Consider the following 14207-nt stretch of genomic DNA (forward strand, 5'->3'; position numbering starts at 1 on the left):
CCAGCGCTGACCGATGCAGCGGATATCTTCTCACCAGACAGGAAACGGCATGGCAGCATCCGAAAACGAGGGGCACTCGCACGAGGCGCGCTCGCAGCGCTCGCCCATGTCCAACATGACGCGAGAGGTCGAGAAGCCCCGCCCGGTCGTCGAGCTCGACGACATCGACCGCAAGCTGCTGTTCCTTCTCGCCGACGATCCGCGTGTCTCGCAACGCCAGCTCGCCCGGGAAGTGGGGATGTCGCCGCCCGCGGTGGGAGAGCGGATCGCCCGGCTGGAGCGGCAGCGCGTGATCCGCGGATACACGACCATCGTCGACTGGTCGGCACTGGGGTATCCGGGTTTGGTCTACATCCCGATGACCCTCGCCACCGACGCTGTCCTGTCCGACATCCTCACCGAGCTGCGCGGCATCGCCGAGCTGACCGAACTGGTCGTCGTCACCGGCAGCTACGACATGATCGCCCGCTTCCGCATCCGTGATCACGCCCACCTTCAGGCCCTCCTCCTCGATCGCATCTGGCCGATTCGCGGCCTGCAGCGGATCGAGACCTTCCTGGGCCTGGGCGAGATCGTGCGCGAGCGCGGCGTCCGAGAGCTCATGGAGGGGTCCGTCACGCTCGACGCTGCGCCAGACGACGAGGGCGAATGATCCCTCAGGACCCGCTCTAACGTGGCAAACGAATAGTTCTGGCTAGAGAACTCCTTTCAACGGGCGCTTCCTGGGTAGACTCCTGCTTACAGTCAGCTCGGCGATGGTACGGGCATCGACCGTCGGACGCCTCCGCCGCCGAAAGGACTCCCTTGCCCCACGCCACGACGACCGCGACGCGGCTGCCCCATTCCGGCATCCGGGAGATCGTCGATCTCGCGCTCGGCGCGACGTCGCCCATCATCCGGCTCGAGATCGGCGAGCCCGACTTCGCCACCCCCGCGCACGTGACCGAGGCGGCCTTCGACGCGGCCCGTGTACGCGTCTCGTACGTGCAGACCGCCGGAGTGCCGGCGCTGCGCGAAGCCGTCGGCTCGCGCGTGCAGCGCGCGTACGGTGTCGCCGCACCGCTCGAGCGGGTGCTCATCACCCACGGCGCGGTGCAGGCGATCGATGCCATCCTCTCGGCCGTGGTGGGAGCGGGCGACGAGGTTCTGGTGCCCGACCCTGCATGGCCCAACTACGAGATGCAGACGACGCTCATCGGGGCGAAGGCGGTGCATTACTCGCTGCGGCCCGAAGACGCCTTCCAGCCCGACCTCGCCGAGATCCGCCGGCTCATCACGCCGCGCACCCGCGTCATCGTCCTCAACTCGCCGAACAACCCCACAGGCACCGTCATGGCCCCCGAACTGGTCGAAGGCATCGTCGCGCTCGCCGTCGAGAACGACCTGCTCGTCGTGAGCGACGAGGTGTACGACGAGATCGTGTTCGACGGTTCGCACGTCAACGCGGCGGTGCTCGCGCCCGATCACGTCGCGTCGGTCTTCAGCTTCTCCAAGACGTACGCGATGACCGGGTGGCGTGTGGGCTACACCCTCGTGCCGGAGTGGCTCGCCGACACGGTGACGCGCATCCTCGAACTCGAGTCTTCGTGCGTCTCGAGCGTGACGCAGGCCGCGGCGCTCGCGGCGATCACCGGACCGCAGGACGCCGTGGCGCACATGCGCGATGCCTACCGCTCGCGCCGCGATGTCGCAGCGAGCATCCTCACGGGCGCCGGCGTCGACATCGTCCGCCCGGAGGGCGCGTTCTATCTCATGCTCCCGCTCCCCGCCGGCACGGACTCCCGACTCGCGGCTCTCGACCTGGTGTCGGCCGGGGTCTCGTTCGCTCCCGGATCGGCGTTCGGGCGCACCACGCCGCACCATCTCCGGGTGTCGCTCGCCACCTCCGAGGAGGGGATCCGCGAGGGGCTCTCGCGCTACCTCGCCTGGCGCGACGCGGGAGGGCTCGACGCGGCAGCCTTTGCCGCCGCAGACCTGGGAGCGGTGAGATGACCGCCCGGTTCAGCCTGCGGGTCAACAACGACCTCGACCTCGCCGCGCTGACCGGCCTGGCCGTCGCCGCCGAGGATGCCGGCATCGATCAGCTGTGGGTGTCGAACGACCTCATGATGCGGTCCGCTCCCGCGCTGCTGGGCGCGCTCTTCCAGAAGACGACCCGCCTGCATCTGGGAATCGGCATCATGAACCCGTACTCGGTGCACCCCGCCGAGCTCGCCATGATCGCCTCGACGCTCCAGGAGATGTCGGGCGGCCGATTCCTGCTCGGCCTCGGGGCCGGGTCCGCCGAGTTCCTCTCGTGGGCGGGCATCCCCCAGCTGAAGCCGCTGACCGACACGCGCGCCGCGCTCCGCGCCATCCGCGCGCTGATCGAGGGAGCGCGACCCGCCGATGTCGAGGGAGCCGGCGACGGGTGGAACCGCGACGCCTACCTGCGACTCCCCGCGACGAAGGTGCCGATCTACATCGGCGCGATGAGTCCGCGGATGCTCGCATTCGCCGGAGCAGAGGCCGATGGCGTGCTCGCCCTCCTGTTCCCGCCCGAGCACTACACGACCGCGTCCGAGCTCGTCGCCGCCGGAGCAGACAAGGCCGGCCGCAGCCTCGCCGACCTCGACATGCCCGCGTGCGTGTGGCTCGCGCTCGATGAGGACCGCGAGAAGGCCGACCGGGCCCTCGCGCTCAAGCTCGCGTACTACGGAGCGGCTTTCTCGCCGTACCTGCTCTCGCGGGCGGGCCTCGTGCAAGAGGACTTCACCCCCGCGCTCGACGCGCTGCGCGAGGGCGACGAGGACGCCGCGGTGAGCGCCATCACCCCGCAGATGCTCTCGCTCGGAATCTCGGGCGATCCGGATGCCGTCATCCAGCGCTGCCGTGAGCTTCAGGCCCGCGGCGCCACCCACCTGTCGTTCGGCCCGCCTCTCGGGCCAGATCCCGTCGCCGCGATCGAGCTGCTCGGCCGGCGAGTGCTTCCCCAACTGAGGAGAACAGCATGACCACCGAGAACCTGATCGCCCTGTCGGAAGACATCGAGCGCTGGGCTCAGGATGCCGCGTTCCGCTCGTCCGACGACATACCGCGGCTGCGCCGCACACCAGGATGGCTGCCCTCGTTCACCCCCGAGTCGGTCGCGGAGCGGCGGGAGCAGCTCGCGGCTTTCCGCTCGCGCCTTGCCGAGGCATCCGTCCCCGAAGGCGATGTCGCCGCCGCCGTCGACGCCCGCCTGCTCGGGTCGGTGCTCGACCGGGTGGAGTGGGATCTCGATGTGCTGCGCAACTGGGAGCGCGACGCCGTGTTCCTCGTCGGCCAGATCATCGGGCCCTGGTTCGACCTGCTGCTCCCGCGGCCTCCCTTCTCGGCCGACGTCGAGCGGGGCCTCGTGACCGTCGCGGCCTCGATCCCCGAGCGTGTGGCCCTCGCGACCCGCAACCTGGAGCGCGCCGGAGTGGGCGACCTGGCCCGTGCCGCCGCGGTCGAGCTCGAGGGGATCGGCGAACGGTTCGCGGCCTCGATCGAAGGGCTGGCGGGTGTGGTCACAGACGACACGCTCGCGCAGCTGCGCGAACTGGCGACGCCGGCGGGCGACGCGCTCGCCGGGTTCGCGACGTGGCTGTCGGAGTCGGCCGCGGCCTTCGCGCCGTCGACCCCGGTCGGGCGTGAACGGTTCGTGTGGTTCCTGCGTCACGTGGCCCTCATCGCCGAGGAGCCCGAAGACCTCGTGCGCGCGGCTCTGCAGGACTACCGGCGCGCGGTCCTGGCCGAGATGGTGACGCGCAACCGCTACCGCGACATCGAGCCGGCACCGATCGCCGAGAGCATCGAGGCGCAGGTTGAGCGCCAGATCGAGCAGGAGGCCGAAGTCCGCGCCTTCTCCGAGGCGGAGGGACTGCTCAGCCAGCCCGATACCCTCGGTCGCTATCACGTGGCACCCATGCCGGCGTACCTCGAGCCGCTGCGCTTCCTCGGTGTGAGCGATGATCTCACCGACGAGGATCGCCTCGACGTCGACGGGGTGTCGTACATGCCTCACCCCGAGCCCGAGTTGCCGTACTTCTACGCCGCCAACGCCCGGGACCCGCGTCTGGGCATCATCCACGAGGGCGCGCACTACAAGCAGCTCGCGCTGTCGTGGGCGAACCCCGACCCGATCCGCCGCCGTTACATCGACTCGGTCGCCAACGAGGGCATCGCGTTCTACAACGAAGAGCTCATGCTGCTCGCCGGGCTCTTCGACGATGCTCCGCACTCACAGGAGGTCGTGCACAACTTCAACCGCCTGCGCAGCCTGCGGGTGGTCGTCGACGTGAGCCTCGCGACAGGCGCGTTCACCCTCGAAGAGGCGATCGACTTCTTCGTGCGGCTGGTGCCCATGGATGTCGAGACCGCTCGCGAGGAGTGCGCGATGTATCTCGCCACCCCGGGGCTCGCGATGTCCTACCACGTGGGCAAGCAGCAGCTGCTGCGCCTGGTGACCGACGCCGCGGTGTCGCAGGGCACCGCCTTCTCGCTCCGGGCTCTCCACGATCGCGTGTGGCAGAACGGCAATGTGCCGTTCTCGCTGCATCGCTGGGAGATCCTCGGCGACCGCTCCGACCTGGATTCGATCGACGCGTATGCGGGGTCGCTGCCCACGGCCTGACCTCCCTCGAAGCCCCCGCTCGCGCGCCGTTCGCTTGCTCTCGTCACGGCTACCTGTGAAAACCAATTGACAGGTGAGAATGTGGTTAGACTTGGCAAAGCGAAACCTTGCGCAGTGTTGAGCAGGCGTTTTGGCGAACCTGTAACGTGAGCGACTTTTCACTGAAATCCGCACACGGAACAGTTGCAGCATGCCCGCCGGCGGCCCGCCCGGAGGGTGAACCGATCGGCTTCACGAGAGGAAGCACCATGCACCATCGATCACGGCTGGGGATGCTCGGCGCCGCCGTCGCGCTCTCGGCACTCGTCTTGACGGCGTGCTCCGGCACGCAGGGAGGCGGCGACGACGACGGAGGTGACGCCGCAACCGGCGGCACCCTCAAGCTCGCCGGCAACTCGGACGTCCTCTACCTCGACCCGGCTGCCTCGTACTCGGCTCCGGACTACCAGATCCACCGCGCGCTGACCCGCACACTGTTCGCTCAGGTTCCCGGTGAGGGTGGCACGGACGGCTCGCAGATCGTCCCCGACCTCGCACTCGAGATCCCCACCGCTGAGAACGGCGGCATCTCCGAGGACGGCACCGTCTACACCGTCGACATCCAGGAAGGTGTCGAGTTCGACGCTCCCGACGGCGCTCGCGAGATCGTCGCTGAAGACGTCGTGCTCGCCGCCAAGCGCATCTGCAACCCGGTGTCGCCGTCGAACGCGCTGTCGTACTTCACCGACACCATCGTCGGTCTCGCCGAGTACTGCGAGGGCTTCTCGACCGTCGAGCCCACCGTCGAGGCCATCCGCTCCTACGTCGAGGGCAACGACATCGAGGGTGTCCAGGCCACCGGTGACCACACCGTGCAGTTCACCATCACGCAGCCGGCCGCAGACTTCATCGACATCATGGCTCTGGGCGTGTTCCTCGCACCGCAGCCGGTCGAGTACCTCGAGTACCTGCCGGACTCGCCCGAGCTCCGCCAGAACATCATCTCGAGCGGCCCCTACCGCATCGCGGAGTACGTGCCCGACGAGAGCTTCACGCTCGAGCGCAACCCCGTGTGGAAGGCCGACCTCGACCCGGTACGCGAGGCCAACGTCGACGCGATCGAGATCGCGATGGGTCAGGATGCCGCCGCCGTGCAGCAGCAGCTCGAGGCCGGAACGGTCGACATGCAGTGGGCCGACACGGTCACCCCGACCGCCTCGGTTCCCGCGCTCATGGCGGCCAACGACGAGCGTCTCGTGATCGGTGGTGACGGAGCCATCCGTCCCTACGTCGTGATCAACACGCTGAGCCCGAACGCCGGTGGAGCCTTCGGCGACACCACGGTGCGTCAGGCGCTCAACTTCGCGATCGACCGCGCCGCGGTGCAGCAGATCCTCGGCGGACCCGGCCTGGCCGAGGTCGCGACGCAGATCCTGCCCCCCGAGGTGCTGGGCACCGAGCAGGCCAACGTCCTCGACGTGCCCGAGAACGGCGACGCCGAGCGTGCGCAGGAGCTCCTCTCCGAGGCCGGCTTCGGCGACAGCATCCCCGTCCGCCTGCTCTACCGCGAGACCGAGCCCTACGCGTCGATCGCCGCGGCCATGCAGCAGGACCTCGAGGCCGCGGGCTTCCAGGTCGAGATGAAGGTCACCACGCAGAACGCTTTCTACAGCGAGTTCCTGCTCAACCAGGACATCACCGAAGCGGGCGAGTGGGACATCGCGATCGCGGCGTGGAGCGCCGACTACTTCGGCGGTCGCCCGTACCTCGTGCCCATGCTCGACGGCCGCGGCTACGCCGCCGGTTCGCCGAACTTCGGTGGATGGAACAGCGACGAGTTCAACTCGCTGGTCGACGAGGCGCTCGCCGCCGAGACCCCCGAAGAGGCGAACGAGCTCTGGATCGCCGCGGACGCCGTGGCGACCGAGGACGCTGCCTGGGTGCCGATCACCTTCGCGCGCACGCCTGTCTTCCACTCCGACCGCGTCGGGGGCTTCGAGTACCTCTCGTGGACGAAGAACGGCGACGTGACGAACGTCTGGATCGAGGACTGACCCGCTCGCGGTCAGTCTGAATGAGGGAGAGGGAGGTGCCACGTGCTGCTCAGCGTTGAAGATCTCGATGTGTCGTTCGACACGGGGGATGGAAGGCTGCACGCTGTGCGTGGCATCTCCTTCGATCTCGACGAGGGTGAAACCCTCGGAGTGGTGGGGGAGTCCGGTTCGGGCAAGTCGGTCAGCACGCAGGCCATGGTCGGGCTCTCGAGCGGTGCGATGGTCACCGGCCGGGCGCTCTTCCAGGGCCGCGACCTGCTGACGATGAGCGACGACGACCTGCGCTCGGTGCGCGGTCGGGGGATCGGCATGGTCTTCCAGGACCCGCTGTCGTCGCTGCACCCGCAGTTCCGGGTCGGGGCGCAGATCGCCGAGGCGATCCGCGTCCACGAGAAGACGTCGCCGAAGCTGCTGCGGTCACGGGTCATCGACGTGCTCGCAGAGGTCGGCATCCCGCACCCCGAGAAGCGGATCGACGACTACCCTCACCAGTTCTCGGGCGGCATGCGCCAGCGCGTGATGATCGGTCTGGCGCTCGCGCTCCGCCCCGCTCTGCTCATCGCCGACGAGCCGACGACGGCCCTCGACGTGACCGTGCAGGCGCAGCTCCTCGACCTGATGAGCCGTCTCCAGCAGGAGCACGGCACGGCGATACTCATGATCACGCACGACCTCGGCGTGGTCGCGCAGGTCGCCGACCGGGTCATCACGATGTACGGCGGCCGGATCGTCGAACGCGGTGCGCGCAACGAGGTCCTCGCGCGGCCGCACCACCCGTACACCCGCGGGCTGCTCGCCTCGGTTCCCCGTGTCGGCTCGGAGCGCACGGTGCTTCAGTCGATCCCCGGCAACCCGCCTAGCCTCCTGATCGAACAGCCCGGATGCCCCTTCGCCTCGCGCTGCGCGCTCGTGCACGACGAGTGCCTCCAGGGCTTCCCCGAAGAGAGGCACATCGCCGTCGGGCACCGTTCCGCGTGCGTGCTTCCCGTCTCGCACGCGGGTCCGGTCGTGCTCCCCGTCCTTCCCGACGCGGCTCCGGTCGCCGCCGTCGAGCGCGACCTTCTGGCGCGCGTCGAAGACGTGCGCATCACCTTCCCCGGCGCCCGCAAGGGCGTGCTCGGGCTCAAGAGCGACACCGTGGTGGCCGTCGACGGTGTCAGCCTCGACATCCCCCGGGGCGGCACCCTCGGCATCGTCGGCGAGTCCGGCAGCGGAAAGTCCACGCTCGCCCGCGCACTCACGGGCCTCATCCCGCTCACGAGCGGTCGCGTGGAGTTCGAGGGCCGCGACATCTCGACGCTCGGCCGCGCCGACCGCCGCGCGCTCCGCCGCGACGTGCAGATGGTCTTCCAGGACCCGTACGGCTCGCTCAACCAGCAGCGCCGGGTCGGCTCGATCATCGCCGACCCGCTCGTCATCCACGGTTTGAAGACCGGCAAGGAGCTGCGCACGCACGTGCAGGAGCTCATGGAGCTCGTAGGCCTCAACCCCGAGCACTACAACCGTTTCCCCGCCGAGTTCTCGGGCGGCCAGCGTCAGCGCATCGGCATCGCCCGCGCCCTCGCGCTCAACCCCAAGCTCGTCGTCTGCGACGAGCCCGTCTCGGCGCTCGACGTGTCGATCCAAGCGCAGATCCTCAACCTGCTGAGCTCGCTCCAGGAGGAGCTCGGCCTCACCTACGTCTTCATCGCCCATGACCTGGCCGTGGTCGAGCACATCGCCGACACGGTCGCGGTCATGCACCGCGGCGTCGTCGTCGAACAGGGCCCGGTAGAGCAGATCTACCGCGACCCGCGGGAGGAGTACACGCGCTCGCTCCTCGCGGCCGCGCCCCACGTCGACACGGTGCTGCAACAGGACACGGGGCTCGAACTCGATCAGTCCGACGACATCCTCAGGGAGGCACGCGGATGACCAGTCCGAACTCCCTCGACCCGCGCGTCGAGGCCGAACTCGACGAAGAGGCCGAGGAAATCGAGGCCGACGCCGTCTCGGGCCTCACGCGCCAGACCGCCGTCGCCGCACGAAGCCCCTTGCAGCTCGTCTGGAGCCGCCTGCGCCGCGACAAAGTGGCGATCATCTCTGTCGTCATCATCGTGCTGGTGATCCTCGCCGCCCTGATGGCTCCGCTCGTCGCGGCCTGGACCGGGCACGGACCGAACGAGCAGTTCCGTGAGGACGGCCTGACCGAGTTCGGCACGCCGGTCGCACCCAACTCGCAGTTCCTCCTCGGCACCGACAACCTCGGTCGCGACGTGCTCGTGCGCCTCGTCTACGGGGCGCAGATCAGTCTGACCGTGGCGTTCTTCGCCACTCTCGGCGCGTTGGGTATCGGCACGCTCGTCGGCCTCGTCGCGGGATTCATGCGCGGCCCGGTCGACACCGTGCTCACCTGGCTGATGGACACGACGCTGAGCCTGCCGCAGCTGCTCTTCGCGATCTCGCTGGTCGCGCTGGTCGGCCCGTCGCTGGCGACCACCATCATCGTCATCGTCCTTTTCTCGTGGGCGCCGATCGCTCGCGTGGTGCGCGGCCAGGTGCTCTCCCTCCGCGAACGCGAGTTCGTCGAGGCGGCCCGGTCTCTCGGCGCCTCGAACTGGCGGATCATGCGCGTCGACGTCATCCCGAACCTCCTCGTGCCGATCCTGGTCTACGGCACGCTGCTGATCCCGCAGGCCATCGTGTTCGAGGCCACCCTGTCGTTCCTGGGCCTCGGTGTGCTTCCGCCCACCGCCACCTGGGGCAACATGCTGTCGGTCGCCTCGCAGGGCTCGCTCTACACGATCGCGCCGTGGCTCGTGATCTTCCCGTCGGCGGCACTGCTGGCCGTCACCCTCGCGTTCAACCTGCTCGGAGACTCGATCCGGGATGCGCTCGACCCGCGCCAGACGCTGTTCGCCGGCCGACGCCGACTCGCCCGCCGTCGAGCCGCCCGCCGCGCTGCCAAGAAGGAGGCGAAGGCGTGATCCGCTTCCTCAGCCGCCGAGCCGTCTCGGCCATCCTCACGCTGCTCGCGATCAGCGCGATCATGTTCCTCCTCTTCTACGTGGCGCCCAACGACCCGGCCCGCACGATCGCCGGCGTTCAGGCGACGAACGCGCAGGTCGAGCTCGTGCGCGAGCGGCTGGGCCTCGACCTCCCCGTGATCGAGCGTTACTTCCTCTACATGGGCGGCCTGCTGCGGGGCGACCTGGGGTACTCGTTCTACAACCAGCAGCCGGTGCTCGACTCGATCCTGCAGCGTCTCCCCGCAACCGCGTCGCTCGCGATCGGCGGCCTCGCAATGGCCCTCATCATCGGCGTACTCGTGGGTATCGGGGCGGCGCGCCGGCCCGGATCGTTCCGTGACCGCGTGAGCACCGTGTTCGTCCTCAGCGGCCTGAGCGTCCCCACTTTCGTGGTGGGCCTGCTCCTGCTCTACATCTTCTTCTTCCAGCTCACCGTCGCGGGGTTCCCGATCTTCCCGGCTGCCGGGTACGTGAAGTTCACCGATGACCCGTGGGAGTGGTTCCGGCATTTGATCCTTCCGTGGGTCACCGTCGGGTTCGTCTCGGCGGCGACCTACGCCCGCCTCACCCGCAGCCAGCTGGCCGGCGTGCTCGGCGAGGACTACATCCGCACCGCCCGCGCCAAGGGTCTCTCCGACGGCTCGGTCGTCTACAAGCACGGCATGCGCAGCGCGCTGACGCCGGTCGTCACCCAGGTGAGCCTCGACATCGCCGTCCTCATGGGCGGGCTCGTCGTCACCGAGCGCATCTTCGGCATCAACGGGATCGGCAGCCTCGCGATCGAGTCCGTCAACCGCGGCGACCAGCCGGTCATCATCGGCACGATGCTCCTCGCATCGCTCTTCGTCGTGATCTCGTCGATCATCGTCGACATCGCCTACGCTCTGCTCGACTCGCGGGTCCGGGTCAAGTGAGCACCGTCCCCGACGACGACCCGCAGGAACAACGAACGATGCTTGATGAGCACACGCGCGCCCTCGCGAAGGGCGTCAACTTCGCCACGCTGACCACCCTCCGAAAGGACGGATCGCCCACCGCACAGGTGATGTGGGTCGACTGCGACGACGAGCACATCCTCATCAACACCGAGGTGCACCGCGTCAAGTACCGCCACATGGTGCGCGATCCACGCGTGGTGGTGGTGATCATCGACCGTGAGAACCCTTACTCCTACGCCGAGATCCGAGGCGAGGTGGTCGAGTTCGTGCATGGCGATGCGGCCCGGGCGCACATCGACGAGCTCTCGCAGAGGTACTTCGGCCGGCCGTACATTCAGGAGCAGATCGAGAGCGAGCGGGTGATCTGCCGGATCCGGCCGACTTCGCGCGCGGGAGAGAGGGCGAAATGACGGCAACGAGTCAGGAACTCGCCGAGGAGCTCGGCGCCGACGTCATCCGGTGGCGCAGTGTCGGCCCGTCTCGGGGCGGACGGGTGGTCGCGGTGTCGGGAGACCGGCACGACAGCTCGCGGTTCTGGATGGGCGCGTGCTCCGGCGGCGTCTGGATGACCGACGATGCAGGCCAGTACTGGCGGCCGATGTCGGACGGGTTCCTCGAGACCGCGTCCATCGGCGCCATCGCCGTGTCGGAGTCCGACTCGAACGTGGTGTGGGTGGGAACGGGCGAGTCTTTCGCTCGCAACAACGTCGTACCCGGCGACGGGGTGTACCGCACGGTCGACGGCGGGCGCACCTGGCAGCATCGGGGCCTCGCCGCCACCAAGCACATCGCGAAGCTGCGGGTGCATCCGAAGGATCCCGACGTCGCGTACGTGGCGGCGACGGGCGACGTCTTCGGGCCGAATCCGGAGCGCGGCGTCTTCCGCACGCGCGACGGCGGCGAGACCTGGGATCACGTCCTCCACGTGTCCGACAAGGCCGGCGGCGCCGACCTCGTCATCGACCCCTCGAACCCGCGCATCGTCTACGCATCGATCTGGCAGATGGTGCGGCATCCGTGGAACATCATCTCGGGCGGTGAGGACTCGGGCCTGTGGCGCTCGGCCGATGCCGGCGACACGTGGGAGAAGATCTCCGACAACCCCGGGTTCGCGTCCGGTCTGCTCGGCCGGATCGGCGTGGCGGCCAGCCCGGCGAAGCCCGGCCGCCTGTGGGCTCTCGTCGAGGCGATCGGCGAGGAGGGTGGCGTCTACCGCTCCGAGGACTCCGGCCAGACCTGGGAGCACGTCTCGCGTGAGCGCAGCGTGCAGGGCCGGCCCTGGTATTACAGCCACATCATCGCCCACCCCACCGAGGCGGACACGGTGTGGAGCATGAACACCTGGGCGTGGCGTTCGCGGGACGGCGGCCGCACCTTCCAGCAGGTGCAGACCCCGCACGGGGACAACCACGACCTGTGGATCGATCCCGACGACCCTCGGCGGATGATCAACGGCAACGACGGCGGCGCCTGCGTCAGCGTCAACGGCGGAATGACGTGGTCGTCGGTGTACAACCAGGCCACCGCCCAGTTCTACCGGTTCGACATCGACCACCGGTTCCCGTTCGACCTGTACGCGACGCAGCAGGACAACTCCGGCATCCGCGCACCTTCCCGCTCGTGGAAGGGCGCGCTGCGCTGGCCCGATTGCGTCGAGCTCGGCGAGGCCGAGGCGGGGGATGTCGCGCTCGACCGCTCGGACCCGCGGTTCGTGATGCTCGGGGGTGCCGGGTTCGGGCATCCGGGTCCGCTGCTGCGCTTCGACCAGGTCACCGAGCAGGCTCGCGACGTGGCCGTGTGGCCCGAGTACTTCATGGGCGTCGGCGCGAGCGAGATGACCCACCGGTTCGGCTGGACCTATCCGATCGAGTTCTCACCGCACGAGCCGGGTGTGCTGTACGTGGGAGGCGAGCGGCTGTTCCGCTCTCCCGACGGCGGCATCACGTGGAGCACCATCAGCCCCGACCTCACGCGCGACGACAAGACCAAGCAGCAGCCGACGGGTGGCCCGATCTCGGGCGACTCCACGGGTGCCGAGGTGTACTGCACGATCTACGCCTTCGCCGAGTCGCCCCTCACCGCCGGTGAGCTGTGGGTCGGCACCGACGACGGTCTCGTGCACCTTTCGCGTGACGGCGGCGAGTCGTGGACGCAGCTGACCGTTCCCGGCCTCCCCGACTGGGCGACCATCGCCCGGATCGAGCCGTCCGCGCACCATGCGGGCACGGCCTACCTCGCCGCGCACGCGTATCGCATCCAGGACCCCCGGCCGCTCGTCTTCCGCACCGACGACTTCGGCGCGACGTGGGAGCCGATCTCGGCCGGCATCCCCGAGCAGGAGTGGGCTCGCAGCATCCGCGAAGATCCCTCTTCGCCGGAGCTGCTGTTCCTCGCCACCGAGCGCCGGGTCTGGTTCTCAGTCGATCGTGGTGCGACGTGGGCCAGCCTGCGCGGGAACATGCCGTCGGTGCCTGTCTATGACGTCAAGGTGCGCGACCATGAGCTCGTCGCCGGCACGCACGGCCGGGCCTTCTGGATCCTGGACGACCTGGCGCCGCTGCGACAGATCGCCGGCGCTCGCCTCGACGAGCCCGTCCTGTTCGCGCCGCCGCTCGCCTACCGGTACGCGACGCCCGACGGGTTCGACATGCCCGGCGAGGGTTCGTGGGTCGGCGGGTTCCCCGGCGTGCCCCTGGGCGGAGCGACCTTCACGCGGCGCGCTCTCCCCGACGGCACGAAGGAGACGGTGTGGCTCGACGGAGGCAAGAATCCGCCCAACGGCGTGCAGCTGATCTATCGGCTGCCGGCAGACGCCGATGACGTGACGCTCACGATCCGGGATGCTGGCGGCACGGTGCTGCGGACCTTCGGGTCGACCAGCCCCGCCGACCGCGATCTGTCAGCCGACCAGCTGACCCCGCGCACGTCGGGAACGCACGCGTTCGTGTGGGACCTGCGGATCGAGCCCGCGCTCGCCGCATCGACCGACGGCTCGCCCCGCGGCGTCGTCTACCCCGGTCCGCGCGTCGCACCCGGGCGCTACACGGTGACGCTGGAGGCACTCGGCACCACCGTCGAGCAGCCGGTCATGGTCGAGCGCGACCCGCGCGGTATCGCGACCGACGACGACCTCGCCGAGCAGCACCGCCTGCTCGTGCGCATCCGCGACCTGCTTCAGCGGGTGGCCGACGGGATCGGCTGGGCGACCGCGACGCATGCCTCGCTCGAAGCGCTGCGTACCCGGCTCGACGGGCGCCCCCTCGCCGAGCGGATCGGGACGGTCGCCGACCGGATCGACGCGCTGCTGCGGGTGCTGACCAACCCCGACATGAAGGACCACAACGACGCGCTGAAGATGGCCGCGGGGCTGGAGCAGAAGATCGTGCTGCTTCCCGAGATCGTCGTCGAGCTGTCGGACACCCGTCCCGTTCAGGGCGTGTATGCGGTGCTCGACCGGTTCGAGGCCGAGGCCGATGACGCGCTCGCGGGTCTCGACGACATCCGTCAGGATGCGATCCCCGAGCTCGACTCCGCCCTGCGCGCCGACTCCGGCATCCCCCTCATCGCGCCCGCTGAATAGGACCTGACACCC

The 14207-nt window shown here is 69.1% G+C and carries 10 protein-coding genes; all 10 read left to right on the forward strand.

Annotation, left to right across the window (positions count from 1 at the left end; all coding sequences use genetic code 11):
- Window positions 1-49 precede the first annotated feature (49 nt).
- The 10 genes from H9622_RS06625 to H9622_RS06670 all read left to right on the forward strand — a co-directional run bounded on the left by H9622_RS06625 (window position 50) and on the right by H9622_RS06670 (window position 14195).
- Window positions 50-652, forward strand: coding sequence for an Lrp/AsnC family transcriptional regulator (locus H9622_RS06625; protein WP_191765387.1), 603 nt, complete (start codon window positions 50-52; stop codon window positions 650-652).
- A 152-nt stretch (window positions 653-804) separates the two neighbouring features.
- Window positions 805-1992, forward strand: a complete 1188-nt coding sequence (locus tag H9622_RS06630) for a pyridoxal phosphate-dependent aminotransferase (protein ID WP_191765389.1) — start codon at window positions 805-807, stop codon at window positions 1990-1992.
- Window positions 1989-2993, forward strand: coding sequence for an LLM class flavin-dependent oxidoreductase (locus tag H9622_RS06635; protein ID WP_191765391.1), 1005 nt, complete (start codon window positions 1989-1991; stop codon window positions 2991-2993). Before H9622_RS06630 ends, H9622_RS06635 begins: the two co-directional genes overlap by 4 nt.
- Window positions 2990-4636, forward strand: a complete 1647-nt coding sequence (locus H9622_RS06640) for a DUF885 family protein (protein ID WP_191765394.1) — start codon at window positions 2990-2992, stop codon at window positions 4634-4636. The genes H9622_RS06635 and H9622_RS06640 overlap by 4 nt, the downstream gene beginning before the upstream one ends.
- Before the next feature lie 248 nt (window positions 4637-4884).
- On the forward strand, window positions 4885-6669 hold the full coding sequence (locus tag H9622_RS06645) for an ABC transporter substrate-binding protein (RefSeq protein ID WP_191765396.1): 1785 nt from the start codon (window positions 4885-4887) through the stop codon (window positions 6667-6669).
- A 69-nt stretch (window positions 6670-6738) separates the two neighbouring features.
- The gene (locus H9622_RS06650) at window positions 6739-8583 is read left to right on the forward strand and encodes an ABC transporter ATP-binding protein (protein ID WP_318247052.1); all 1845 of its coding nucleotides are present in this window, start codon (window positions 6739-6741) and stop codon (window positions 8581-8583) included.
- On the forward strand, window positions 8580-9635 hold the full coding sequence (locus H9622_RS06655) for an ABC transporter permease (RefSeq protein WP_191765400.1): 1056 nt from the start codon (window positions 8580-8582) through the stop codon (window positions 9633-9635). Before H9622_RS06650 ends, H9622_RS06655 begins: the two co-directional genes overlap by 4 nt.
- Window positions 9632-10591 carry an ABC transporter permease gene (locus H9622_RS06660; RefSeq protein ID WP_191765402.1) on the forward strand — a complete coding sequence of 320 codons (960 nt, stop codon included), beginning with the start codon at window positions 9632-9634 and terminating at the stop codon, window positions 10589-10591. The genes H9622_RS06655 and H9622_RS06660 overlap by 4 nt, the downstream gene beginning before the upstream one ends.
- A 38-nt stretch (window positions 10592-10629) precedes the next feature.
- Window positions 10630-11025 carry a PPOX class F420-dependent oxidoreductase gene (locus H9622_RS06665; protein WP_191765404.1) on the forward strand — a complete coding sequence of 132 codons (396 nt, stop codon included), beginning with the start codon at window positions 10630-10632 and terminating at the stop codon, window positions 11023-11025.
- Window positions 11022-14195 (forward strand): VPS10 domain-containing protein, encoded by a 3174-nt coding sequence (locus tag H9622_RS06670; protein WP_191765406.1) that lies wholly within the window; start codon window positions 11022-11024, stop codon window positions 14193-14195. The genes H9622_RS06665 and H9622_RS06670 overlap by 4 nt, the downstream gene beginning before the upstream one ends.
- The last annotated feature ends 12 nt before the right edge of the window (window positions 14196-14207 follow it).

Origin of the sequence: Microbacterium gallinarum (assembly GCF_014837165.1) — a bacterium.
Lineage (GTDB): Bacteria > Actinomycetota > Actinomycetes > Actinomycetales > Microbacteriaceae > Microbacterium > Microbacterium gallinarum.